Origin of the sequence: Delftia sp. CH05, from assembly GCF_009827015.1 — a bacterium.
Classification (GTDB): Bacteria; Pseudomonadota; Gammaproteobacteria; order Burkholderiales; family Burkholderiaceae_C; genus Comamonas; species Comamonas tsuruhatensis.
Window position 1 is genome coordinate 1 of record NZ_WUMG01000042.1, and the last position, 21,601, is coordinate 21,601.

The window sequence follows — 21,601 nt, forward strand, 5'->3', positions numbered from 1 at the left end:
GCCCGCCCCCGCCAATCTGCGCGATCTGTTCTGGTCCTTCACCTGGCTGGCCCTGCAGGGCTTTGGCGGTGTGCTGGCCGTGGTACAGCGCGAGCTGGTCGAGAAAAAGCGCTGGCTGACCAATGAAGAGTTTGTGGAGGACTGGGCCGTGGCCCAGATCATGCCCGGCCCCAATGTGGTCAACCTGTCCATCACCATTGGCGAGCGCTACTTCGGCTGGCGCGGTGCCGTGGTGGCCGTGTGCGGCATGCTGTGCTTTCCCATGCTGCTGGTGCTGACGCTGACCGTGATCTATTCCCAGTTGGCCGACCACCCCGCCGTGGCCGGCGCGCTGCGCGGCATGGGCGCCGTCGCAGCCGGCCTGGTGGCGGGCATGGGCCTGAAGCTGGCCAGCACGCTGAGCCGCCACCCGCTGGGGCGCTGGTGCAGCGCGGGCCTGGCGCTGGCCTCGTTCATTGCCATGGCGGTGATGCGCATTCCGCTGGCCTGGGTGCTGCTGGTGGTCGGCGGCGCGGGCTGCGTGCTGACCTGGAGAAAGCTCACGCCATGAATGCTGCCCACCAGATTGCACTGAGCCTGCAGCCCGCCGACTGGTTGCAGTTGCTGCTGTATTTCCTGACGCTGTCGCTGATGGCCGTGGGCGGGGCCATTGCCACGGCGCCCGACATGCACCGTTTTCTGGTCGATGGCCATGGCTGGCTCAGCGAGGCGCAATTCAGCTCCTCCATCGCCATTGCCCAGGCGGCGCCCGGGCCCAATGTGCTGTTCATCGCCCTGCTGGGATGGAACCTGGGCCTGAACGCAGGCGGAGGCACGGGCCTGCTGGCCTGGGCCTTTGGAGCACTGGGCGTGACCATCTGCATGATCGGCATCCTCTTGCCCAGTTCGCTGCTGGCCTGGCAGGCATCGCGGTGGGGCCAGCGTAACAGGAACCGGCGCGGCGTGCGGGCCTTCAAGCAGGGCATGGGCCCTCTGGTCATCGGCCTGCTGCTGGCCACGGGCTGGCTGCTGGGCACGGGCAGCGGTCGCCCCGCCCAGGATTGGCGCCTGTGGCTGCTGACCCTGGTCTGCGCCCTGCTGGTCTGGCGCACGCGCATCCACCTGCTGTGGCTGCTGGGCGCCGGCGCGGCGCTGGGAGCGCTGGGCTGGATCTGAGCGGATGCGCGAGAGGGAGGGGACTGCCCCGGTTGTGCGTCAAAAGGAGCCGCCATGGCGCAAGCCCCTTCCCTCCCCCTGGGCCGCGTCGGGCGGCCTGCCCCTCCGCCTTCAGTCGCCCAGCAGCAGCGGCAGCACCTGTGCCGACGGGCCGCGCAGGCGTTGGTGGGCCGCGTCATCCAGCTCGGACGGTGCGGGATTGATCACGGCCACATGTGCGCCCGCCCTGCGTGCGATTCGCGCCAGCCCTGCAGCCGGGTACACGGCGCCCGATGTGCCCACCACCAGCAGCACATCGCAGTGCTGCACCGCCGCCTCGGCGGCCTGCCACACGCCCATGGGCAGGGACTCGCCGAACCAGACCACGCCCGGGCGCACCAGGTTGCCGCAGACGGCGCACTGCGGCGGCTCGCCCGGCTTCACCTGGGCCAGATCGCAGCATGCGCGCGGCCTTTCCAGCCAGCGGTCCCGCATCAGCTCACCATGCAGGCACAGCACGCCGGGGCTGCCTGCGCGCTGGTGCAGGCCATCGACGTTCTGCGTGACCAGCGTCATGCGGCCCGGGTGGCGCAAGGCCCATTGCGCCAGCGCATGGTGGCCGGCGTTGGGCTGCACCGCAGCCACGGCTTCGCGCCGGTGCGCATACCACTGCCAGACGCGCTGCGGATGCGCGCGAAAGCCTGCCTCGCTGGCCATGTCCTGCGGGTTGAACTGTGCCCAGTAGCTGTTCTTGTCGTCGCGAAAGGTGGGTACGCCGGATTCGGCGCTGACGCCTGCGCCCGTGAGCACCGCGATATGGGCTGCACGCGCGATGCGGTCGCGCAGCTCGCCCTGGCCGGCCAGTTCAGGCTCGGCGGGGGAAGGCGAGGAAAGGGAATGTTCGTCGGGCATCGGGGCGGCGATGGAAAAAAATGGCAGGCCATTGTGAGGCAGTGTCGCCCCGCCACGCATCAAATGCCTTTTTCCACCATCTCCAGCAGGCGCAGCGCCAGCGCGCGCCGCTGCTCGGCGGTGGCGTGGCGCAGCGGCCCGTCTATCACCAGCAAGGCCATGCCGTGCACCGCGGACCAGGCCAGGAACTCGGCCTGGGGCCGGCGCTCGGCAGGCAGCACGCCGGCCTCGGCCATGCTGTCCAGCGCATAGCCCAGCAGCTCGAACGGGTTCAGTCCCATGGCCGCTGCACGCGTGGTGTCGGGCGGCAGGTCCACGTCGTACTCGACCGAAGCAAAGGCCGTGCGAAACCAGCCGGTCTCCGTCTGGGCAAAGCCCAGATAGCCGCGCCCCACGGCGGCCAGCAGCGCGCGTGAGCGCTGCAGCACATCGGGCAGGGTGCGCGCCTGGGCCATTTCGGCCTCGATGGCTGCGGCCAGTGCGCCCAGGGCCGCAGCGCGCACGGCATCAAACAGCGCCTGGCGGTTGGCAAAGTGACGATAGGCTGCATTGGGCGCCACGCCCGCGCGGCGCGTGGCCTCGCGCAGCACGATCGCCTGGGGACCGCCTTCACGCGCCAGCGCCAGGCCAGCCTCGACCAGGGCCTGGCGCAGGTCGCCATGGTGATATGACTCACGCCTGACACGTCGCTGCGTCACTGTTTTGCTTCCTTTTTTCTGCGTGGCCACATCACCCGAGAGGGAAGACAGCCCTGCCCCGCCGATTTACAGCTTGACACCGAAGCTGACAGCGCTTGATGTGGACAGCGTCCATTTTAGTCCCTAGCATATGTGAACGGCGTACACACGCCGGGCAGAAATCGATAAAAAGCCGGCATCGAACGGCATAAAACGGTTATCACCGTCACCAAGGAGACAAGCATGGCTTTGCACACCGGCCGCATACAGCCCTGCCTCTGGTTCGACAACCAGGGCGAGCAGGCGGCGCGCTTCTATACGGAAGTCTTTCCCGATTCCCGCATCACGGCCATTGCGCGCTACGGCGAAGCAGGCCACGACATCCACGGCAGGCCGGCGGGCAGCGTGATGACGGTGCAATTCGAGCTGGAAGGCCAGCCCTTTCTGGCGCTCAACGGCGGCCCCATGTTCCGCTTCAACGAGGCCGTCTCGCTGATGGTCAGTTGCGATACACAGGACGAGATAGACCACTACTGGGGCGCCCTGTCCGAGGGCGGCGACCCGGCGGCGCGTCAATGCGGCTGGCTCAAGGACCGCCATGGCCTGTCGTGGCAAATCGTTCCGTCCCAGATGGCGAGCTGGATGGGAGGCCCCGACATGGCCGCCGCCCAGCGCGTGATGCAGGCCCTGCTGGGCATGCAAAAGCTGGACATCGCCGCTCTTGAGCGCGCGCATGACGGCGGCTGAAGCCTCCTGGTCCCCTCCTCCCGTCGTCCCGTCCTCCCGTTCCTCCACTCCCCTCGCCACCGTCCCTCCCAGGAGCGTTCCATGCAATTCATCCCCTATCTGAACTTCAACGGCAACTGCGCCGAGGCCTTCGCCTTCTACGCCAGGCTGTTCGGCGGCACCATCGTGCACCAGAGCACCTTTGGCGAGACGCCGGGCATGGAGCAGATGCCCGAGGCCGACAAGCGCCTGATCATGCATGCCCACCTGCAGATCAAGGACCAGGCGCTGATGGCCTCGGACGCCACCGACAACTGCGGTGGCGGCGGCTACCAGCAGGCCCAGGGCATGTGGATCTCGATCGGCGTGGACGACGCCACCGAGGGTGGCCGCATCTTCAACGCGCTGGCCGAAGGCGGCAAGGTGACCATGCCCTTCCAGGCCACGTTCTGGTCGCCGGGCTTTGGCATGGTGACGGACCGCTTCAACACACCCTGGATGGTCAACGTCAAGGGCGAGGCCTGAACAAGGCCGGCCGACACATTGCCTCTGTCACCCACGAAGGAGTCCTCATGAACGCCAATCCCGTCGTCTGGTTCGAGATCCATGTGCAGGACATGGCGCGTGCGCGCCGGTTCTATGAAACCGTCTTCCAGGGCAAGCTGGAGCACCTGCCCGCGCCCGATGGCTCCGACAGCCAGGAGATGCTGTCCTTTCCGATGGACATGACAGGCCCCGGCGCGAGCGGAATGCTGGTGCGGATGGACGGCGCACCTTCCGGGGGCGGCGGCACGCTGGTCTATTTCGGCTGCGAGGACTGCGCCATAGAACAGGGCCGCGTCGAGGCCGCAGGCGGGCGCATCGAGCAGGCCAAATTCTCCATCGGCCCCCACGGCCACTGCGCCGTCGTGGTGGACACCGAGGGCAACCGCATCGGCCTGCACTCCATGCAATGAGGAGCACCATGACAGCACAAGACCTTCCCGAACACGCCAACGACCTGGTGCTCACGCGCCTGTTCGACATCCCCGCCGACAGGCTCTACCGCTGCTGGACCGAGCCGGCGCTGATCCAGCAATGGTTTGCACCCAGCCCCTGGAGCGTGGCCCGGGTGGACAACGATGTGCGGCCCGGCGGCCACAGCCTCATCGTCATGCGCAGCCCCGAAGGCCAGGAGATGCCCGGCAGCGGTGTCTACCTGGAAGTCATTCCCAACCGGCGCCTGGTCTTCACCGACGCCTTCACCCAAGGCTGGGTGCCAGCCGACAAGCCCTTCATGACGGGCATCGTCACCTTCGACCCCGAAGGCAGCCAGACCCGCTATACCGCCCGGGTGCGCCATTGGAATGCCGCCGACCGCGCCCAGCACGAGGCCATGGGCTTTCACAGCGGCTGGGGCCAGTGCGCAGACCAGTTGGCGGAACTCGCAGCCCGGCTCTGACGCCGGTTTTCACCAGGAGAGCACCATGCACTACATCGACGGATTCGTACTGCCCGTTCCCCGGGCCAACCTGCAGGCCTACCGCGAGGTGGCCGAGGCCGCAGGCAAGGTCTGGATGGAATACGGCGCGCTGCAGTACTGGGAATGCGCGGGCGACGACGTGCCCATGGGCAAGCTGACCTCGTTTCCCCAGGCCGTGCAGCTCAAGGAAGGCGAGATCGTGTTCTTTTCATGGATCGTCTATGCCTCGCGCGCGGAGCGCGACCGCATCAATGCCGCCGTCATGAAGGACCCGCGCATTGCCTCCATGGACCCGGCCACCATGCCCTTCGACGCCAAGCGCATGTTCTGGGGCGGCTTCGAGAGCGTGGTGGAGCTGGGCGCCGGCGGCGCGCCAGCCTAGATCTGGTCGGCCGGGGCGGCGGATACGGCAGGCGTGATGCCCAGGCCGCGCTGGCGCAGCGCCTCGTACAGGCACACGCCGCTGGCCACGGACACATTGAGGCTGGAGACGGCGCCCATCATGGGAATGCCGATCAGCTCGTCGCAGGTCTTGCGCGTGAGCTGGCGCATGCCGTCGCCTTCTGCGCCCAGCACCAGGGCCGTGGGGCCCTTGAGGTCCACCTCGTACAGGGTCTTGGGCGCATCGTCGCTGGTGCCGATGATCCAGATGTCGCGCTCCTTGAGCTCGTTGAGCGTGCGCGCCAGGTTGGTGACCATGAAATAGGGCACGGTCTCGGCCGCGCCGCTGGCCACCTTGGCCACGGTGGCGTTCACGCCCACCGCATGGTCCTTGGGCGCAATCACCGCATGGGCGCCTGCGCCATCGGCCACGCGCAGGCAGGCGCCGAGGTTGTGCGGATCGGTCACGCCGTCCAGCACCAGCAGCAGCGGGTTGCTGACGCCATCGGCCTCCAGCTGCTCCAGCAGTTCATCCAGCGAATGCACCTGGGCCACCGCCTCCACGCGCGCGGCCACGCCCTGGTGGCCGTGGCTTCCGGCGAGCTTGGCCAGGCGTTCGCCGTCTGCCTCGATCAGCCGGACGCCGGCCGACTTGGCGCGGTCGAGGAACTGGCGCATGCGCGCATCACGGCGCGTGGCCTCGTAGTAGACCTCGATGATGGATTGGGGCGCGGTCTTCATGCGCACGCCGACGGCGTGGAAGCCGAAGAGAACTTTGGGGGACGACATGGGGCGCGATTATCCCGCCAATTGGGCGCAGCCCCGGCACCCGCCGGACGAAGCCCGTCTGCACGCAACGGCTCCTGTGGTTTTTACGTAGCCGCTACACTGCGCGGGTTGGCCGCTTTCCAGCGGGCCCCTCTCATTGCGGCATGCACCGAAGCCACGGGCATGCCGCTTTGCATTTTTCATCGCCCTGTTTTTCCATTTCTTTCTCAACCATCATGCTCAAAGCCTTTCTTGCCTGGCTTGCCCGCACCAGCCTGGTGGGCCAGATCGCCATCAGTCTGGTCGCCGGCGGCCTGTTGGCCTGGCTCTGGCCCGAGGCCGCCCAGTCCGTATCCCTGCTGGGGACGCTGTTCATCTCCGCCCTCAAGGCCGTTGCCCCTGTCCTGGTGCTGCTGCTGGTGGTCTCGGCCACCAGCAACCACCGGCCCGGCCACGCCACGCAGATACGGCCCATCCTGTGGTTGTATGTGCTGGGCACCTTTGCCGCGGCCGTGGTGGCCGTGGTGGCCAGCATGGCCTTCCCGTCCACCATCCAGTTCAAGGACGCCGCCCCCGCCCAGGGCGCGCCTGGGCGCATTGGCGAAGTGCTGATGGCCCTGGTGCAAAGCGCCTTCGACAACCCGGTACGCGCGCTGATGAATGCCAACTACATCGGCATCCTTGCCTGGGCAGTGACCATGGGCCTGGCCCTGCGCCACGCCTCTGAGACCACGCGCGCCGTGATGCATGACCTGGGCCAGGCCATCACCCGCGTGATCCAGGGCGTGATCCGCCTGGCGCCGCTGGGCATCTTCGGCCTGGTGGCGGGCACCTTTGCCCAGTCGGGCCTGGAAAAGCTGCTGGACTATGCCCACCTGCTGGCCGTGCTGCTGGGCTGCATGCTCTTCGTGGCCCTGGTGGTCAATCCGTTCATCGTCTGGACGCAGACGCGCCGCAATCCCTATCCCCTGGTGCTGACCTGCCTGCGCGAGAGCGCGGTCACGGCCTTCTTCACGCGCAGCTCGGCCGCCAACATCCCGGTGAACCTGGCGCTGGCCAAGCGCCTGGGCCTGGATGAGGACACCTACAGCGTCTCCATCCCGCTGGGCGCCACCATCAACATGGCCGGCGCCGCCGTCACCATCAGCGTGCTCTCGCTGGCTGCGGCCCATACCCTGGGCATCCAGGTCGATCTGCTGACCGCCATCTTGCTGTGCGTGGTGTCCGCGGTGTGCGCCTGCGGCGCCTCGGGCGTGGCCGGTGGCTCGCTGCTGCTGATTCCGCTGGCCTGCAGCCTGTTCGGCATCTCCAACGATCTGGCCATGCAGGTGGTGGGCGTGGGCTTTGTGATCGGCGTGATCCAGGACTCGGCCGAAACCGCACTCAACTCCTCCACGGACGTGATCTTCACGGCCGCGGCCTGCGAGGCGGCAGGGCGGCGCGAAGCTGTCGCCGCCTGAGGTCCTGCCACTGGTTGCAGCCGCTTGACCCGGCGGCCGATCAGGCCGCCAGCGCCTGCCCCTCTTCGATGCTGGCGACGCGGCCGGCCTCGATGGTCACGCGCCGCTCGCAGCGCGCGGCGATGGCTCGGTCATGCGTGACCATGACCAACGTGGTGCCGCGCTCACGGTTGAGCGCGAACATCAGCTCCATGATGGTTTCGCCGGTCGCAAAGTCCAGGCTGCCCGTGGGCTCGTCGGCCAGCAGCACGGCGGGCTCGACCACGAAGGCGCGGGCCAGCGCCACACGCTGCTGCTCACCGCCCGACAGCAGCTTGGGATAGTGGCCCAGGCGCTGGCCCAGCCCCACGCGCTCCAGCATTTCGGTGGCGCGGCGGCGGGCGTCGCGGCTGCCGGCCAGCTCCAGCGGCAGCATCACGTTCTCCAGCGCCGTCAGATTGCCCAGCAGCTGGAAGCTCTGGAAGACAAAGCCCAGCTTCTGCGCACGCACGGCAGCGCGCGCATCCTCGTCCAGCGCAAACATGTCCTGGCCCTGCAGCCGCACCGTGCCGCGCGTGGGCGTATCCAGGCCTGCGAGTATGGACAGCAGCGTGCTCTTGCCCGAGCCCGAGGCACCGACGATGGCCACGGTTTCCCTTACCGCGAAGCGCAGATCGATATCCCTCAGAATATCCAGTGTTCCGGTCGAATCGCTGACCGACTTGAAGACATGCTCGACTTCGATCAGGGGCTGGGCAGTGCTTTGTGACATGGAGGATGGGAAGACGATGCAAGACAAGCTGCGCGCAATGCGCCGACGCCGCCACTTTATCTCGGCCGGCTTGGCCTTCGGTCTGCTGGGTACTTGGACGGCCATGCCCGCCCGGGCTGCAGACGCCGGCCCGTTGCTGGTGCTGGGCGATTCGCTGAGTGCCGAGTACGGTCTGGCCCGCGGAACGGGCTGGGTGGCGCTGCTGCAAAAGCGCCTGCAGGAGAGCCAGAAAAATGTGCCGCTGGTCAACGCCAGCGTGAGCGGCGAGACCACCTCGGGCGGCCGCTCGCGCCTGCCGGCCCTGCTCAAGCAGCACAAGCCGTCGGTGGTGGTGATCGAATTGGGAGGCAACGATGCGCTGCGCGGCCTGCCGCTGCAAAGCACGCAGGGCAATCTCGACGCCATGGTACGCGCGGCCCGTGATGCCGGGGCCAAGGTGCTGCTGGTGGGCATGCAGGTGCCTCCCAACTACGGCAGCGGCTATACGCGCCAGTTCGAGCAGTTGTTCTCCAAGGTGGCGCAAGAGCAGAAGGTACCGCTCGTGCCCTTCCTGCTGGCCGGTATAGGCGATGCGGCCGACTCGGCCCAGTGGTTCCAGGCTGACCGCATCCACCCCACGGCCAAGGCCCAGCCGCGCATGCTGGACAACGTCTGGCCACAGCTCAGCAAACTGCTGCCCTGAGCACAGGGCAGCCAGGCTGTCAGCTGCTGCGGCCTTCCTCGCCGGAATGCGCCGCTGCGGGGGATGCCTGGTCTTCACCCGCCATACCGCCGCCCTCATGGTCGTCGGGTTTTCTTTCGGCCTTGGCCTTCTCCTTTTCAAGCTTCTTCTGCTTCTTGGCCAGTTCGCGCTGGCGTTTTTCATAGGCGTAGTTGGGTGTCGCCACAGGTGGACTCCTCTGTTGTTGCAAGCCCCACTGTAGCCGCAAGACGGGGCCCGGCCGTAAAACCTCAGGATAGGGGGGACGCAGGGTCGGCAGATTCACCCACGCTGCAGCGGTAAGCATGCCAACTGGCGCAGCCCAGCAAAGGCCCCACCAGCAGCAGGCCCACGCCGTGCCACCACAGCGCAGCAGCCACCAGCACGGTGATGATCGCGGCCCATTGCAGCATGACGGCCAGGTTGAGGCCGACCACGCGCATGCTGGTGATGCAGGCCGTCAGCGCATCGCTGCCCCGGTCCAGCATGGCCGGCAGCGCCACCACCATGCTGGCGAACACCAGGGCCGCGAAGGCGCCGCCGACCAGCATGTAGATCGCCAGGAACTCCCAATTCTCCGGCCGTGCCACGGCCTGCAGCATGCCGGCCGTGGTGGGCATGCCGGTATCGAAGAACACGGCAAACACCACCATGGAGGCGCGCGCCCAGAGCATTTCCAGCACCAGCAGCACCATGACCAGCATGCCCATGCTGCCCATTTGCGTGTCCCAGCAGGTCAGCGAGCTGCCAAGCTCCGGCGGCAATCCCCGCTCCAGCCTGCGGCTGGTGTCGTACAGGCCCATGGCCAGGAAGGGGCCGATGAGCAGACAGCCGCTGGCCATGGCCATGCTGTATTCAGGGCTGGCACGGAACACCCAGCCGATGAGCAGGGCCATGGCCCAGAAGCACAGGCCATAGAACAGCGCAACGCCCGGCGCCCGCCGCAGATCGCGCCAGCCCAGCGCCAGCCAGCGCCAGGGATCGGCCATGCGCAGCGGTTGCACCTGCAGCGCGCCAGCCGGGTGGTCGGAAGCTTTCTCGGGAGCGGGGGATGCCTGCATGCCTGGACCTCCTGGATCAGCGAGCCCCAAGTTAGCGCAGCCATGGCCGCGCTGCCATGGCGGAAACTACCGAGGGCCCCCGCCCAGACCGCGCAGGCCCGCACCCCGGTCCGCCCTCAGGCCTGCACCAGCTTGCCCGGCTGGCCGGGCAGCACCTTCCAGGCCGCGTCCCGCACGGTCTGGTACTGGCGGCTGAACACCGTATCCACATAGATCCATTCGGCCTGGCAGGCCTGGGGGGTTGCCGTGACGATCATGTAGCCGCGGCGGGAGGTATCGCAGTACTTGAGCGTGTTGATGAACTGCAGCAGCGCGCCACGCAACTGGGCCGGATCCTGGCCGGGCAGGTAGTCCTCGAAGCCGGGCGAGCTGACGGACGAGGTGGCGAACTCCACGCCCACGCCCTGCCCGCTGCGGTCGCGCAGCTCGCTGGCCCAGGCGTTGTGGGTGTCACCGGCCAGCACGACCAGGTTCTTGCCCAGGCTGCGCGCCGTGGCCAGCACGGTCTCGCGAGCCACGGCGTAGCCGTCCCAGGCATCGAGGTTGTAGGGAATGCTGGGCTGGGCCAGGATGGCCTTTTCCGCCGCCGTCAGGCTGGCCGGGTTGGCCTGGGCCTTGGCCAGCAGCGCCGCGTAGGCCGGCAGCGAGACACCGCTGCCGGGGCTGAGGATGTCCATCAGCAAGGGCGCCGGCAGCTCCATGCGCCCCATCAGCACCTGCTGGCCCAGCACCTGCCAGGTGGCCTGCGAGGCCGCCATCTGCTGGCCAAGCCACTGGGTCTGCGTGGCGCCCATGAGCTGGCGTGCGGGATTGGCCATGTCGGAGGAAAAGCGCGCCGCGTCCAGCCCCTGTGCCGTGAAATAGTCGGCGTAGTCCAGCTGTTCGTCGCGGCCGATGACGCGCGTGTCCAGCATGTGCAGCGCCAGCAGGTCGCCGAAGGCGAAGCTGCGGTAGATGATCTCGGGCTGTGCGTTGCGCGTGGGCATCCACTCGTGATAGGCCTTGAGCGCGGCCACCTTGCGCAGCTCGAAGTCGCCTTCGGTGGCCGGCTGGTGGTTCTCGGCGCCGTGCATCCAAGTGTCATTGGAGACTTCGTGGTCGTCCCAGACCGCAATCATGGGCGCTGCCGCATGCAGGGCCTGCAGGTCGGCATCGCTCTTGTACTGGGCATGGCGCTGGCGGTAGTCGGCCAGGCTGACGATTTCGTTGGCCGGCAGGCTCTGGCGCTGCATGGCTTCGGCCTTGCCGTTGGCATAGCCGCCGCGCGCATATTCGTAGATGTAGTCGCCGAGATGCACGGTGGCGTCCAGGTCGCCCTGGCGTGCCGCATGCGCGTAGACATTGAAGAAGCCGGCCGGGTAGTTGGCGCAGGAAAACACGGCCAGCTTGACCTGCTGCACGGCGCCCACGGGCAGGGTTCGCGTGCGGCCCGTGGCGCTGGTCATGCCCTGGCAGCGAAAGCGGTAGTGGTAGCGCGTGGCGGGCCTGAGGCCCGTGGCATCGGCCTTGAAGGTGAAATCCTGGGTGGCGCGCGCCATGGCCTTGCCCGAAGTCACGAGGGTCTTGAAGTCGGCTTCCGATGCCACTTCCCACTCCACCTCGATGTCGCTGGAATGGCCCTGCGGCGGCGTCACGCGGGTCCAGAGGATGACGCGGTCACTCAACGGGTCGCCGCTGGCCACGCCGTGGCGGAACTCGACGGGAATGCGGCTGTCGCCATCCGACCCGCCGCAGCCGGCCAGTGGCAGCGCCAGGGCCGAGGCGCCCATGCCGCGCACGAAATGGCGGCGGCTGGCCACGAGGCCGGATTCTCGGGAGCCGGCTTTCGCCTGCTGCAGGATGTTGGTGATGCTCTCTTTGTGCTTCATGCTGGACCGGGGCCCGAAGGCCTCCGTGGGGTGGTATGAAGCCAGCGAGCATCGGCGGCGCAGGTGACAGGCAGATGTCACCTGCGCCTGGCGCTCAACTATGCAAACGCGGCGGCCAGGGCCTGCTCCAGGTCGGCACGCAGGTCCTGCACCGCTTCCAGGCCGATGGCAAAGCGCACCACGGTGCCGCTGCGCAGCTGGGGCGTGGGGCAGCTGCGCATGGACGACAGCTCATAGGGCACGACCAGGCTGATGGGACCGCCCCAGCTGTAGCCGATCTTGAACAGGCGCAGGCTGTCGCAGAAGCGGTCCACGGCCTGCTGGCCGTGGCGCGGATCGATGACCACGCTGAACAGGCCGGCGGCCACGCCCTCGCCGCCTGCGGCTGCGCCACACAGCGCCTTCCAGTTCTCGTGGCCCGGAGCGCCTTCCAGCGCCGGGTGCAGCACCTGGGCCACGGCCGGCTGCTGCTGCAGCCAGCGCGCCAGCTCGCGCGCGGCGCGGTCCTGGGCGTGGTAGCGCAGCGCGATGCTGGGCAGGGAGCGCAGCACGGCCTCGGTGTCGTTGCCGCCCACGCCCAGGCCCAGGCGCATGTGCGCCAGCTTGATGCGCATGTGCAGCGCCTGGTCGCGCGTGATGATGCTGCCCATGAGCACGTCGCCACCGCCGCTGGGGTACTTGGTCAGCGCATGCACGGTGGCATCCACGCCCAGGCTGTGCGTTCCATCGGCCAGCAGATCGAAGGGATTGAAGGCCAGGCCCGCGCCCCAGGTGTTGTCCAGCACGGTGGTGATGCCCCGCTCGCGGCACAGGCGCACCATGGCGATGAGGTCGGGGAACTCCATGGTCACCGAGCCCGGCGCCTCCAGCCAGACCAGCCGCGTCTTGGGCGTGATTTTGGCTTCGAGGTCGGCAACATCCATGGCGTCATAGCACTGGTGGCGCACGCCGAAATGGGCCAGCTCGCCCTCGCTCAGGGTCTTGTTGGGACCGTAGGCGTTGTCGGGCAGCAGCATCTCGTCGCCGGTGCGCAGCAGGGCCAGGGAGGTGGTCGCAATCGCAGCCAGGCCGCTGGGTACCAGCAGGCACTGCAGGCCGCCTTCCAGCGCGCTCAGGCGCTCTTCCAGCAAGAAGGTGGTGGGCGTGCCGTGCAGGCCGTAGGTATAGCTGCTCTTGTCCAGCCACTGGCGCCGGCGCATGGCCGCCACGTTCTCGAAGATCACCGTCGAGGCCTTGTGCACGGGCGGCTGCGGCGCAACAAAGCCCTCGGGCGGCTGGTAGGGATGGTGGATGAGATGGGTGCTGATCTGCAGGTCGGGTGTGCTCATGCAGCGCATCTTATGCGCTGGGCTGCAGCGTTCAGGCATAAAAAAACCAGGCGGGGAATCCGCCTGGTTTTCACAAGGGCAACGGAGCCGGTGGCTGCGATCAGCTGGCCTTGATCTCCAGCATGTTGCTGACGTTGTTCACGCCCTTGACGGACTTGGCAATGTCGCCTGCGCGCATCTTGAGTGCTTCGCTGGGGACCGAGCCGGTCAGCGTCACGGCGCCTGCCTTGGTGTCCACGTCGATCTTGAGGGCGGAGATATCGGGCTCCTTGATCAGGTCGGCCTTGATCTGGGCGGTGATGCCGGCGTCGTCGAGTGCGGCGCCTGCCTGGCTCATGGCGTTGTTGGTGGCCGCTTCGGCCTTGGCAGCACCTTCCTCGATCTTGGTGCCGGCGCTGCTCATGGCGTTGTCGATCTTCTGGCCGGCGCTTTGCGCGGCCTGCTGGGACTGCTGAACCGCAGAGTCGAGCTTCTGGCCCGCGGTGTCTTCGGTCTTGCCGCAGGCGGCAAGGCCGAAGGCCAGGGCAGACACGGCGAGGATCTGGCAGCAGCGTTGGGTGATGAAAGTCATGCGGTTACTCCTTGAATAGTTGTGAGGCGGTCAACACAGGCCTCGACTTTATTGAGGGCCCTGGGACAAACCCATACGACGCCGACGCAAGCGCCTGTAGGACAAGCCCGAACATCCCGGCACCATCCAGTTAGCATGACAATAGCGGCCATGCATTCCCTGGCGCGCTGGTTTCCCTTCCTGGCATGGCCCAAACCTTCGGCAGCCGTGCTGCGCGGGGAGTTCTGGGCAGGTCTCACCGTTGGTCTGATGCTTCTGCCCCAGGGCGTGGCCTATGCTGCCCTTGCGGGCATGCCGCTGATCACGGGCATTTACGCATCCATCGTTCCGGCCCTGGTGGCCGTGCTGTTCAGCGGCTCGCCCCGTCTGGGCGTGGGACCCACGGCCCTGAGCGCGCTGCTGATCGGCGCCTCGCTCACGGGCCTGGCCGAGCCAGGCTCCGCGCACTGGGTGGCGCTGGCCGCATGGATGGCGATTCTGTCGGGCCTGGTGCAGTGGTCGCTGGGGCTGATGCGCGCCGGCTGGCTGCTCAACCTGGTGACCTCGCCCGTGCTCACCGGCTTCACGCAGGCTGCGGCGCTGCTGATCCTGGCCTCGCAGCTGCCCACGCTGCTGGGCCTGCGCTCGACCTGGGGTGCCGTCTGGAACACGCCGTCGCTGCAGCTTTTCGACTGGCAGTCCATCGTCTACGGCATGGCCAGCATTGCCTTGCTCGTGCTCGCCAAGCGCTGGCGTGCGGCCTTTCCCTCGGCCATCTTCATCATTGCGCTGACCGGCGTGATCAGTTGGGCCACGGACTTTGCCGACGACGGCGGCGCCGTGGTCGGCCATCTGCCCGCGGGCCTGCCCAGCTTCCAGCTGCCGGGGCTGCTGAGCTGGGACGAGTTCGGCGCCCTGGTGATGCCGGTGCTGGTGATCTCGCTGGTGAGCTTTCTGGAGACGGCCTCCAGCGCCCAGGTGGAGCACCAGCAGGCCGGCACGCGCTGGAACGAGAACCAGGACCTGGTCGCCCAGGGCCTGTCCAAGATCAGTGCGGGCCTGTTCGGCAGCTTTGCCACCAGCGCCTCGTTCTCGCGCTCGGCCGTGAACCTGCTGGCCGGCGCCAAGACGGGATGGTCCAACGTGTTCTCCATCCTGCTGGTGGTCATCGTGGTGATGTGGTTCATCCCGGCGCTGTACCACGTGCCCAAGGCGGCGCTGGCGGCCATCGTGATCACGGCCGTGGTCAACCTCGTCAAGCCGCGTGTGCTGCTGCAGCTGTTCAAGGTGTCGCGCGTGGAGGGCAGCATTGCCCTGGCCACGCTGCTGCTGACCATCGTCACGGCGCCGCGCATGTACTGGGGCGTGTTCGCGGGCATCGTGCTGAGCCTGGGCTACTTCCTCTACCAGCGCCTGCACCCGCGCATCATCGAGGTGGGCCAGCATCCTGATGGCAGCCTGCGCGACCGCAACCTCTGGCAGTTGCCTCCGCTGGCGCCAGGCCTGCTGGCCCTGCGCATGGATGCCGAGCTGGACTTCGGCTCGGCCTCGGCCCTGGAGCGACGCATCGGCGACGAATGGGCGCTGCGCCCCGAGACGCACCACCTGTGCCTGCTGGCCCAGCCCATCAACCGCATCGACGTGACGGGCGTGGAGACCTTCGTGCGCCTGCAACTGCTGGTGGCCAAGCGCAGCGGCGTGCTGCACGTGGTGGGCCTGAAGTTGCCGGCCGAGCAGGTGCTGCTGCGCGCCGGCGCCCTGCACCGCGGGCCGCACCTGCGGCTGTACCGCACCGATGCGGAATTCCTCGCCGCGCTGGCCCTGCCGCCCTTCATATCTCGGCCGGGATCAACATCTGTTACCAGCGATGGTGCAAAAGTCGACGCCGGCGCGGCGACAATTGAGCCTACACACTGATACACTTCACCGGCTTTTGATTCAGCCCTCTGTGACTGCCCCCGCCTCCCACCAATCCGTATACCTGCGCGACCTGCGCCTGGCCACAGCCCACGCGCTGGTTACCCACGCTGGCGGGGCGGTCCATTTGCCCACGGATTCGCCGACGCGATACCTGCAGGCGCTGATCGACGAACTGTGTTCGCTGTCGCTGCGCGACCCGCTCACGGGACTGGCCAACCGCCGCCATTTCCGCACCATTGCCGAGCGCGAGATCGACCGCGTGGCGCGCTCGGGCGAAGCGGCGCTGATGCTGATGCTGGACATCGACCATTTCAAGCAGATCAACGACCAGCACGGCCATATCGTCGGCGACCGGGTTCTGCAGTCGGTGGCCCGAACCCTGACCAGTTGCGTGCGCCCCATGGACACGCTGGCCCGCTACGGAGGCGAGGAGTTCGCCATCGTGCTGCCGGCCTGCCCTGCTACGTTCGGCCTGTCCGTGGCCGAGCGCATACGCAGCGCCATCGAGCGCATGCCGGTGGTCATCTCACCCACGTTGACACTGCAGATCACCATCAGCATCGGCGGCGCCTATGCGCTGCAGTGGATACGCAGCACCACGACCTTGTGGACCGAGCGTGCCGACAAACAGTTGTACCTGGCCAAGTCTGCCGGCCGCAACCGCGTGCACATTGAAGAACAACCAGACAGTACGGTAAGCGCGGAGGAAAAAAGCCTGCTTTTCGGACCTTTGTATGCCCCCTCCCCGTTTGACAATGGGCTGAATCCAGATATTGCAACCGATGTGGACCCCGAAGATGGACTCCGCTGATAGCCCGGTGGTAAGCGACAACGCCATTCCCCACCCCTCCCTGCCCGCTGCCGTTTCGATGAGCGATGCCGTGCGCGCCAAGCCGCGCGGACACATCATCGCCGTGACCAGCGGCAAGGGCGGCGTGGGCAAGACCTTCGTTTCGGCCAACCTGGCCGCAGCGCTGACACGCCATGGCCTCAAGGTCCTGGTGCTCGATGCCGACCTGGGCCTGGCCAACCTGGACGTGGTGCTCAACCTCTACCCCAAGGTCACGCTGCACGATGTGTTCACCGGCCGTTCCACGCTGGAGGAAGCCATCCTGCCCGCCCCCGGCGGCTACTCGGTGCTGCTGGCCGGCTCGGGGATGATCGAGTACTCGCGGCTCACGCCCGAGATCCGCCAGCAGTTCACGCACACCATCGAGACGCTGGCTCCTCGCTACGACATCGTGCTGCTGGACACGGGCGCGGGCATCTCCGACGTGGTGCTGTTCTCGGTGTCCATGGCCACCGAAGTGCTGGTCATCGCCACGCCCGAGCCCACCTCGCTGACCGATGCCTATGCAGCCATCAAGGTGCTTGCCATTCAGCAAAAGCGCCAGCAGATCCGCCTGGCCATCAACCAGGCCGCGCGTCCCGGCGATGGCCGCGCCATCACGGGTCAGCTCCAGCAGGTGCTCAACCGCTTTGTCAGCACGGCCTCCGGCGAGCCATTGCGGCTCACGCACCTGGGCGACATTCCCTCCGACCCGGCCGTGCGCGAGGCCGTGATGCGACGCCAGTTGCTGCTGCAATCCATGCCCGGTGCACCGGCTTCGCTGGCCGTGGCCCAGCTGGCCAATAAAATCAAGGCCCTGCTGGTGTCGGGCGGCTGATCGGGCCGCCCCTCGCCGGCGACCCGATCCAACCTGCGGCCCTTGCCGCCCCCCGCCTGCCTGCCTGTGCCCGATATCCTCAATATTTCCTGCTACAAGTTCACGCCGCTGCCCGACGCAGCGGCGCTGCGCGACACCCTGGCCGAACGCGCCCAGGCCCTGGCACTCAAGGGCACCATCCTGCTGGCCGAGGAAGGCATCAACTTCTTCCTGGCAGGCCCCGCCCAGGCGGTGCACAGCTTTGTCGACCAGTTGCGCACCGATGAGCGCTTTGCCGACCTGGCCCCCAAGGAAAGCTGGTCCGACACCGTTCCTTTCCGCAAGATGCTGGTCAAGGTCAAGCGCGAGATCATCCGCATGGACCACCCCACCATCCGCCCGGCAGAGGGTCGCGCGCCTTCTGTCAGCCCCGCCACGCTGCGCCGCTGGCTGCAGCAGGGCCACGATGACGAGGGCCGCGAGGTGGTGACGCTGGATACGCGCAACGACTTCGAGGTCGATGCCGGCGCCTTCAAGGGCACCATCGACTGGCGCATCACCAAGTTCACCGAATTCCCGCCCGCGCTGCGTGCCCACAAGGCCGAACTGGCCGGCAAGACCGTGGTCAGCTACTGCACGGGCGGCATACGCTGCGAGAAGGCCGCCATCCTCATGCAGGACGAAGGCCTGGACCATGTCTATCAGCTCGAGGGCGGCATCCTCAAGTACTTCGAGGAGACCGACGGCGCCTTCTATGACGGCGGCTGCTTCGTCTTCGACGAGCGCCGCGCCGTGGACGCGGACCTGGCGGCCGCCCCCCAGCTGGAGCATCCGCAGACCCAGGAGACTCCGTCTGCATAGGCCGATCCCCCAGCCCTGACCTGAAGCCCGGGGCATGCACGCCACGCTTGCGGCGTGCACCACCAATGCGGCCATACCGGCTGCAGCATCGGCTGCCGTTCAACCCAGGGCACGCACCGAGTTGCTGAGCGAGCGGGCGCAGGCCAGCAGCCCTGGGCCCAGGCGGGCCTGCGCCTCCTCCACCGTCCATCGGCTGGTCGGCGCGACGATGTGCACGGCGGCCACGGGACGGCCATGGCTGCCGATGACGGGCGCGCCCAGCGTCATGTCGCCCAGAAAGAGTTCCTCCCGGTTGACGGCATAGCCGCGCTGACGCGCCTGGGCCAGCTCATTGAGAATGGCGGCCTCGTCCGTGATGGTGAAACGTGTGTGCGCGGTTCGCTCGCTCTGGCGCAGCAGGGCCAGGGCTTCTTCATCGGGCAGTGCGCTCAGCCAGGCACGCCCCGAGGCAGTGCAGTACATGGGGATGCGGCTTCCAATGGGCATGTGCACCGGCACAAACTGGGCGCTGATGAAGCGTGCCACGTAGACCATCTCCAGCCCGTCGGGCTCGGTCAGGCAGGTGGTCTCGGTCGTGATCTTGGTCAGTTCCGAAAGATACGGATTGGCCAGGTCGATCACCGGATTGGCCGCCAGGTAGTTGTAGCCCACGCGCATGACGCGCGGCGCGAGCTGGTAGCGCCGGGTTTGCGGATGCTTGCGGACATAGCCCAACTGCTCCAGCGTGAACACCATGCGTTGCGCCGAGCTTTTGTTGATGCCCGCAGCGGCGGCCACATCGGCCAGCGTCATGCTCCGATGCTGCGCGCTGAAGGCGCAGAGCACGGCCAGGCCCTTCTCCAGCGACTGGTTGAACAGGGGGTTGGTGTCGTCATCCATCGGTGACGAAGCGGGTTGAGACGGTGCTTGCATGGCGGTAAGTATAGGCATCCACATCAAAAGAATCGCATATCGATTTCTTTGAATTACTTAGTGGTTTTCTCTTATTTCTTGAAGATTCATCCACATTGATCATTGGCACGGTTCCGAGAATTCTCCGCTGCAGGCGAGGGGCTGCCCCCAAGGTGACCTGTCCCTGCTCTTTCCTTCCGTCGTTCACGCCAAGGAGTCAGGCAATGCCAGGTTTTGTCCACCGCGTCCTCCACCTCGCCTTGGGCCTGTGTGCCGCCGGCGCCGTCGCGCTGGCTGCGGCGCAAGGCGGCAGCGCCCCGGCCAGCTACAACGTGGGCGCCACGCCCACAGGCATTCCGTTCACTTTTCTGGACGTCAAGAGCAACAGCATCCAGGGCATGATGGTCGACACCATGCAGGCCGTGGCCAAGGCCGGAGGCTTCCAGGCCCATGTGCAGCAGACCAGCTTTGCGGCGCTGATCCCCTCGCTCACATCCAGCAAGATCGACATCATCTCGGCGGCCATGCTCAAGACCGCCGCACGCCAGCAGGTGGTCGATTTCAGCGATGCGGTCTACTCCTACGGCGAGGGCCTGATCGTCAAGGCCGACGATGCCAAGGCCTATGTGTCATTGGACGACCTCAAGGGCGAGGTCGTCGGTGCCCAGGTGGGCACGGTGTTCTACGACCTGCTGCAGAAAAAGGGCATCTTCAGGGAAGTGCGCAGCTACGACTCGGTAGCCGACATGACGCGCGACCTGGCGCTTGGCCGCATCAAGGCAGGGCTGGGTGACCAGCCCATCATTGCCTACCAGATACGCCAGCACAGCTTCCAGGGCGTGAAGCTGGCCGAAAGCTACAAGCCCTCCAACGTGGGGGATGTGTGCCTGGTGGTGCGCAAGGGTGACACCGAAACACTGGCCCGCCTGAACAAGGCCATCGCCACCATCAAGGCAGACGGCACCCTGGCCCAGATCGTCAAGAAGTGGGGCATCTGAGGACATCGGACGCCCGTCGGATCGCCTCGCGCATCACCCCGCTTTGCCGCGCAATGCACGGCAATGACACCTTCGAGGAAAGTACGCCATGCAAGCATTTGTGCAGCACGCGCGAGAGTTCCTGCCCATCCTGCTGCAAGGAGCGGTGGTCACGGTGCAGGTCACCGCGCTGTCGTTCCTGTTGTCCAGCGCGATCGGACTGGTGCTGGCGCTGGGCAAGCTCTCACCCGTGCGCGCCGTCTCGTGGGCCGCGTCGACCGTGGTCAATGTGATACGGGGCCTGCCCATCATCGTGCAGCTGTTCTACATCTACTTCGTGCTGCCCGAGGTCGGCATCCAGCTCACCGCCTTCCAGGCCGGGGTGATCGGCCTGGGCATTGCCTATTCGGCCTATCAGGCAGAAAACTTCCGCGCCGGCATCGAGGCGGTGGACCCAGGCCAGCGGGAAGCCGCATTGGCCATGGGCATGCGACCGGCCCTGCTCATGCGCCGCGTGGTGCTGCCGCAGGCATTCCGCATAGCGCTGCCGCCCTACGGCAACACCCTGGTGATGATGCTCAAGGACTCGTCCCTGGTCTCCACCATCACCGTGGCCGAGATGACGCGCCAGGGCCAGCTGATCGCAGCGTCCACCTTCCAGAACATGACGGTCTACACCCTGGTCGCCCTGCTCTACCTGGCCATGAGCCTGCCGCTGGTATGGGGGCTCAGGCGTCTGGAGAAGCGCTTTGGTGCGGGAAGGAAGTCGCCATGATCGAGATCGATCACCTGGAAAAGGCCTACGGCGAGCATCGCGTGCTGCGGGGCGTCAACCTGCGCGTGGCACGTGGAGAGGTGGTGTGTCTGATCGGCCCTTCGGGTTCAGGCAAGTCCACGGTGCTGCGCTGCATCAACGGCCTGGAGTCGTACCAGGGCGGCGAGGTGCGCGCCTTCGGTGAGCGCGTGGACACACGCGCGCCGTCCATCCACGCGCTGCGCAGCCGCATGGGCATGGTCTTCCAGCACTTCAACCTCTTCCCGCACCGCACCGTGGTGCAGAACGTGATGGAAGGCCCCATCCATGTGAAGGGCCAGGCGCCCGGCCAGGCCCATGCCGAGGCATTGGAGCTGCTGCGCAAGGTAGGTCTGGCAGACAAGGCACAGGCTTGGCCCGCACAGCTTTCGGGCGGGCAGCAGCAGCGGGTGGCCATTGCCCGCGCCCTGGCCATGAAGCCAGAGGCCATGCTGTTCGACGAACCCACTTCGGCCCTGGACCCCGAACTGGTAGGCGACGTGCTGGGCGTGATGCGCCAGCTGGCCGAAGAAGGCATGACGATGATCGTGGTCACGCACGAGATGGCCTTTGCTCGCGAGGTGGCCGACCGCGTGTGCTTTCTGCACGGCGGCACCATCGTGGAGGAAGGCCCTTCGGCCCAGGTGCTGGGCGCACCGCGCCATGCACGCACGCAGGACTTCCTGCGGCGCGTGCTGCACCAGCACTGTGCGCAATCAGAAGGTGCGGCATGAC

At 67.0% G+C, this 21,601-nt stretch carries 26 protein-coding genes; 16 read left to right on the forward strand and 10 right to left on the reverse strand.

Features of this window, described 5'->3' with window-relative positions; all coding sequences use genetic code 11:
• Both GRX31_RS23920 and GRX31_RS23925 read left to right on the forward strand, forming a co-directional pair.
• The coding region (locus tag GRX31_RS23920) for a chromate transporter (protein ID WP_160855219.1) at window positions 1-550 on the forward strand (550 nt) is incomplete at its 5' end.
• Entirely contained in the window at window positions 547-1,155 is a 609-nt protein-coding gene (locus GRX31_RS23925) for a chromate transporter (RefSeq protein ID WP_016447144.1), read from the forward strand. The genes GRX31_RS23920 and GRX31_RS23925, both read left to right, overlap by 4 nt.
• 111 nt (window positions 1,156-1,266) lie before the next feature.
• On the opposite strand, the gene GRX31_RS23930 is transcribed toward GRX31_RS23925, so the two are convergent.
• Together GRX31_RS23930 and GRX31_RS23935 are read right to left on the reverse strand one after the other, a co-directional pair.
• Window positions 1,267-2,046, reverse strand: coding sequence for an SIR2 family NAD-dependent protein deacylase (locus GRX31_RS23930; RefSeq protein WP_442874094.1), 780 nt, complete (start codon window positions 2,044-2,046; stop codon window positions 1,267-1,269).
• Window positions 2,047-2,105: 59 nt separating this feature from the next.
• Window positions 2,106-2,744, reverse strand: a complete 639-nt coding sequence (locus GRX31_RS23935) for a TetR/AcrR family transcriptional regulator (protein WP_016447146.1) — start codon at window positions 2,742-2,744, stop codon at window positions 2,106-2,108.
• Window positions 2,745-2,966: 222 nt separating this feature from the next.
• Between GRX31_RS23935 and GRX31_RS23940 the strand changes: the two genes are divergently transcribed.
• The 5 genes from GRX31_RS23940 (at window position 2,967) to GRX31_RS23960 (ending at window position 5,293) form a co-directional block, all read left to right on the forward strand.
• Window positions 2,967-3,470 (forward strand): VOC family protein, encoded by a 504-nt coding sequence (locus GRX31_RS23940; RefSeq protein ID WP_016447147.1) that lies wholly within the window; start codon window positions 2,967-2,969, stop codon window positions 3,468-3,470.
• 81 nt (window positions 3,471-3,551) lie between these two features.
• Window positions 3,552-3,974: a VOC family protein gene (locus GRX31_RS23945; RefSeq protein ID WP_034365141.1), complete on the forward strand. Its 423-nt coding sequence runs from the start codon at window positions 3,552-3,554 to the stop codon at window positions 3,972-3,974.
• 47 nt (window positions 3,975-4,021) lie between these two features.
• A complete protein-coding gene (locus GRX31_RS23950; protein WP_046988004.1) occupies window positions 4,022-4,405 on the forward strand; it encodes a VOC family protein in 384 nt (127 codons plus the stop codon).
• 8 nt (window positions 4,406-4,413) lie between these two features.
• Window positions 4,414-4,890, forward strand: coding sequence for an SRPBCC family protein (locus GRX31_RS23955; protein ID WP_017403914.1), 477 nt, complete (start codon window positions 4,414-4,416; stop codon window positions 4,888-4,890).
• 25 nt (window positions 4,891-4,915) lie between these two features.
• Complete coding sequence (locus GRX31_RS23960; RefSeq protein ID WP_047217000.1) at window positions 4,916-5,293, forward strand: DUF1428 domain-containing protein; 378 nt, start codon at window positions 4,916-4,918, stop codon at window positions 5,291-5,293.
• Here GRX31_RS23960 and rlmB read toward each other — a convergent pair.
• Complete coding sequence (rlmB, locus tag GRX31_RS23965; RefSeq protein ID WP_160855221.1) at window positions 5,290-6,081, reverse strand: 23S rRNA (guanosine(2251)-2'-O)-methyltransferase RlmB; 792 nt, start codon at window positions 6,079-6,081, stop codon at window positions 5,290-5,292. The genes GRX31_RS23960 and rlmB overlap by 4 nt on opposite strands.
• Window positions 6,082-6,296: 215 nt before the next feature.
• Here rlmB and sstT point away from each other — a divergent pair, with 215 nt between their 5' ends.
• Window positions 6,297-7,520: a serine/threonine transporter SstT gene (gene sstT, locus GRX31_RS23970; protein ID WP_160855223.1), complete on the forward strand. Its 1,224-nt coding sequence runs from the start codon at window positions 6,297-6,299 to the stop codon at window positions 7,518-7,520.
• 40 nt (window positions 7,521-7,560) lie between these two features.
• On the opposite strand, the gene GRX31_RS23975 is transcribed toward sstT, so the two are convergent.
• Entirely contained in the window at window positions 7,561-8,271 is a 711-nt protein-coding gene (locus GRX31_RS23975; RefSeq protein WP_160855225.1) for an ABC transporter ATP-binding protein, read from the reverse strand.
• 16 nt (window positions 8,272-8,287) lie between these two features.
• On the opposite strand from GRX31_RS23975, the gene GRX31_RS23980 reads away from it, so the two are divergent.
• A complete protein-coding gene (locus GRX31_RS23980) occupies window positions 8,288-8,953 on the forward strand; it encodes an arylesterase (RefSeq protein WP_016447154.1) in 666 nt (221 codons plus the stop codon).
• 19 nt (window positions 8,954-8,972) lie between these two features.
• On the opposite strand, the gene GRX31_RS23985 is transcribed toward GRX31_RS23980, so the two are convergent.
• From GRX31_RS23985 to GRX31_RS24005, 5 genes are all read right to left on the reverse strand, one after another.
• A complete protein-coding gene (locus GRX31_RS23985) occupies window positions 8,973-9,158 on the reverse strand; it encodes a hypothetical protein (protein WP_016447155.1) in 186 nt (61 codons plus the stop codon).
• 64 nt (window positions 9,159-9,222) lie between these two features.
• Window positions 9,223-10,032 carry a DUF2189 domain-containing protein gene (locus GRX31_RS23990; protein ID WP_016447156.1) on the reverse strand — a complete coding sequence of 270 codons (810 nt, stop codon included), beginning with the start codon at window positions 10,030-10,032 and terminating at the stop codon, window positions 9,223-9,225.
• A 116-nt stretch (window positions 10,033-10,148) separates the two neighbouring features.
• Complete coding sequence (locus GRX31_RS23995) at window positions 10,149-11,900, reverse strand: alkaline phosphatase D family protein (protein ID WP_160855226.1); 1,752 nt, start codon at window positions 11,898-11,900, stop codon at window positions 10,149-10,151.
• Between the two features lie 98 nt (window positions 11,901-11,998).
• Window positions 11,999-13,228 (reverse strand): PLP-dependent transferase, encoded by a 1,230-nt coding sequence (locus GRX31_RS24000; protein ID WP_046239850.1) that lies wholly within the window; start codon window positions 13,226-13,228, stop codon window positions 11,999-12,001.
• A 100-nt stretch (window positions 13,229-13,328) separates the two neighbouring features.
• Window positions 13,329-13,799, reverse strand: coding sequence for a BON domain-containing protein (locus GRX31_RS24005; protein WP_016447159.1), 471 nt, complete (start codon window positions 13,797-13,799; stop codon window positions 13,329-13,331).
• A gap of 150 nt (window positions 13,800-13,949) precedes the next feature.
• On the opposite strand from GRX31_RS24005, the gene GRX31_RS24010 reads away from it, so the two are divergent.
• The 4 genes from GRX31_RS24010 to GRX31_RS24025 all read left to right on the forward strand — a co-directional run bounded on the left by GRX31_RS24010 (window position 13,950) and on the right by GRX31_RS24025 (window position 18,205).
• Complete coding sequence (locus tag GRX31_RS24010; protein WP_016447160.1) at window positions 13,950-15,695, forward strand: SulP family inorganic anion transporter; 1,746 nt, start codon at window positions 13,950-13,952, stop codon at window positions 15,693-15,695.
• A 31-nt stretch (window positions 15,696-15,726) separates the two neighbouring features.
• Window positions 15,727-16,509 carry a GGDEF domain-containing protein gene (locus GRX31_RS24015; RefSeq protein WP_017403908.1) on the forward strand — a complete coding sequence of 261 codons (783 nt, stop codon included), beginning with the start codon at window positions 15,727-15,729 and terminating at the stop codon, window positions 16,507-16,509.
• A complete protein-coding gene (locus GRX31_RS24020) occupies window positions 16,496-17,365 on the forward strand; it encodes a MinD/ParA family protein (RefSeq protein ID WP_016447162.1) in 870 nt (289 codons plus the stop codon). Before GRX31_RS24015 ends, GRX31_RS24020 begins: the two co-directional genes overlap by 14 nt.
• Window positions 17,366-17,431: 66 nt before the next feature.
• Entirely contained in the window at window positions 17,432-18,205 is a 774-nt protein-coding gene (locus tag GRX31_RS24025; protein ID WP_160855227.1) for a sulfurtransferase, read from the forward strand.
• Window positions 18,206-18,304: 99 nt separating this feature from the next.
• Here the strand turns inward: GRX31_RS24025 and GRX31_RS24030 are convergent, their stop codons facing one another.
• The gene (locus GRX31_RS24030; protein ID WP_047472496.1) at window positions 18,305-19,084 is read right to left on the reverse strand and encodes an IclR family transcriptional regulator; all 780 of its coding nucleotides are present in this window, start codon (window positions 19,082-19,084) and stop codon (window positions 18,305-18,307) included.
• A gap of 236 nt (window positions 19,085-19,320) precedes the next feature.
• Between GRX31_RS24030 and GRX31_RS24035 the strand changes: the two genes are divergently transcribed.
• The 3 genes from GRX31_RS24035 (at window position 19,321) to GRX31_RS24045 (ending at window position 21,600) form a co-directional block, all read left to right on the forward strand.
• Window positions 19,321-20,094, forward strand: coding sequence for an ABC transporter substrate-binding protein (locus tag GRX31_RS24035; RefSeq protein WP_016451665.1), 774 nt, complete (start codon window positions 19,321-19,323; stop codon window positions 20,092-20,094).
• Between the two features lie 88 nt (window positions 20,095-20,182).
• Window positions 20,183-20,848, forward strand: a complete 666-nt coding sequence (gene ehuD / locus GRX31_RS24040) for an ectoine/hydroxyectoine ABC transporter permease subunit EhuD (RefSeq protein ID WP_016451664.1) — start codon at window positions 20,183-20,185, stop codon at window positions 20,846-20,848.
• Window positions 20,845-21,600 (forward strand): amino acid ABC transporter ATP-binding protein, encoded by a 756-nt coding sequence (locus tag GRX31_RS24045; protein ID WP_160855228.1) that lies wholly within the window; start codon window positions 20,845-20,847, stop codon window positions 21,598-21,600. Before ehuD ends, GRX31_RS24045 begins: the two co-directional genes overlap by 4 nt.
• Window position 21,601: the final 1 nt, after the last annotated feature.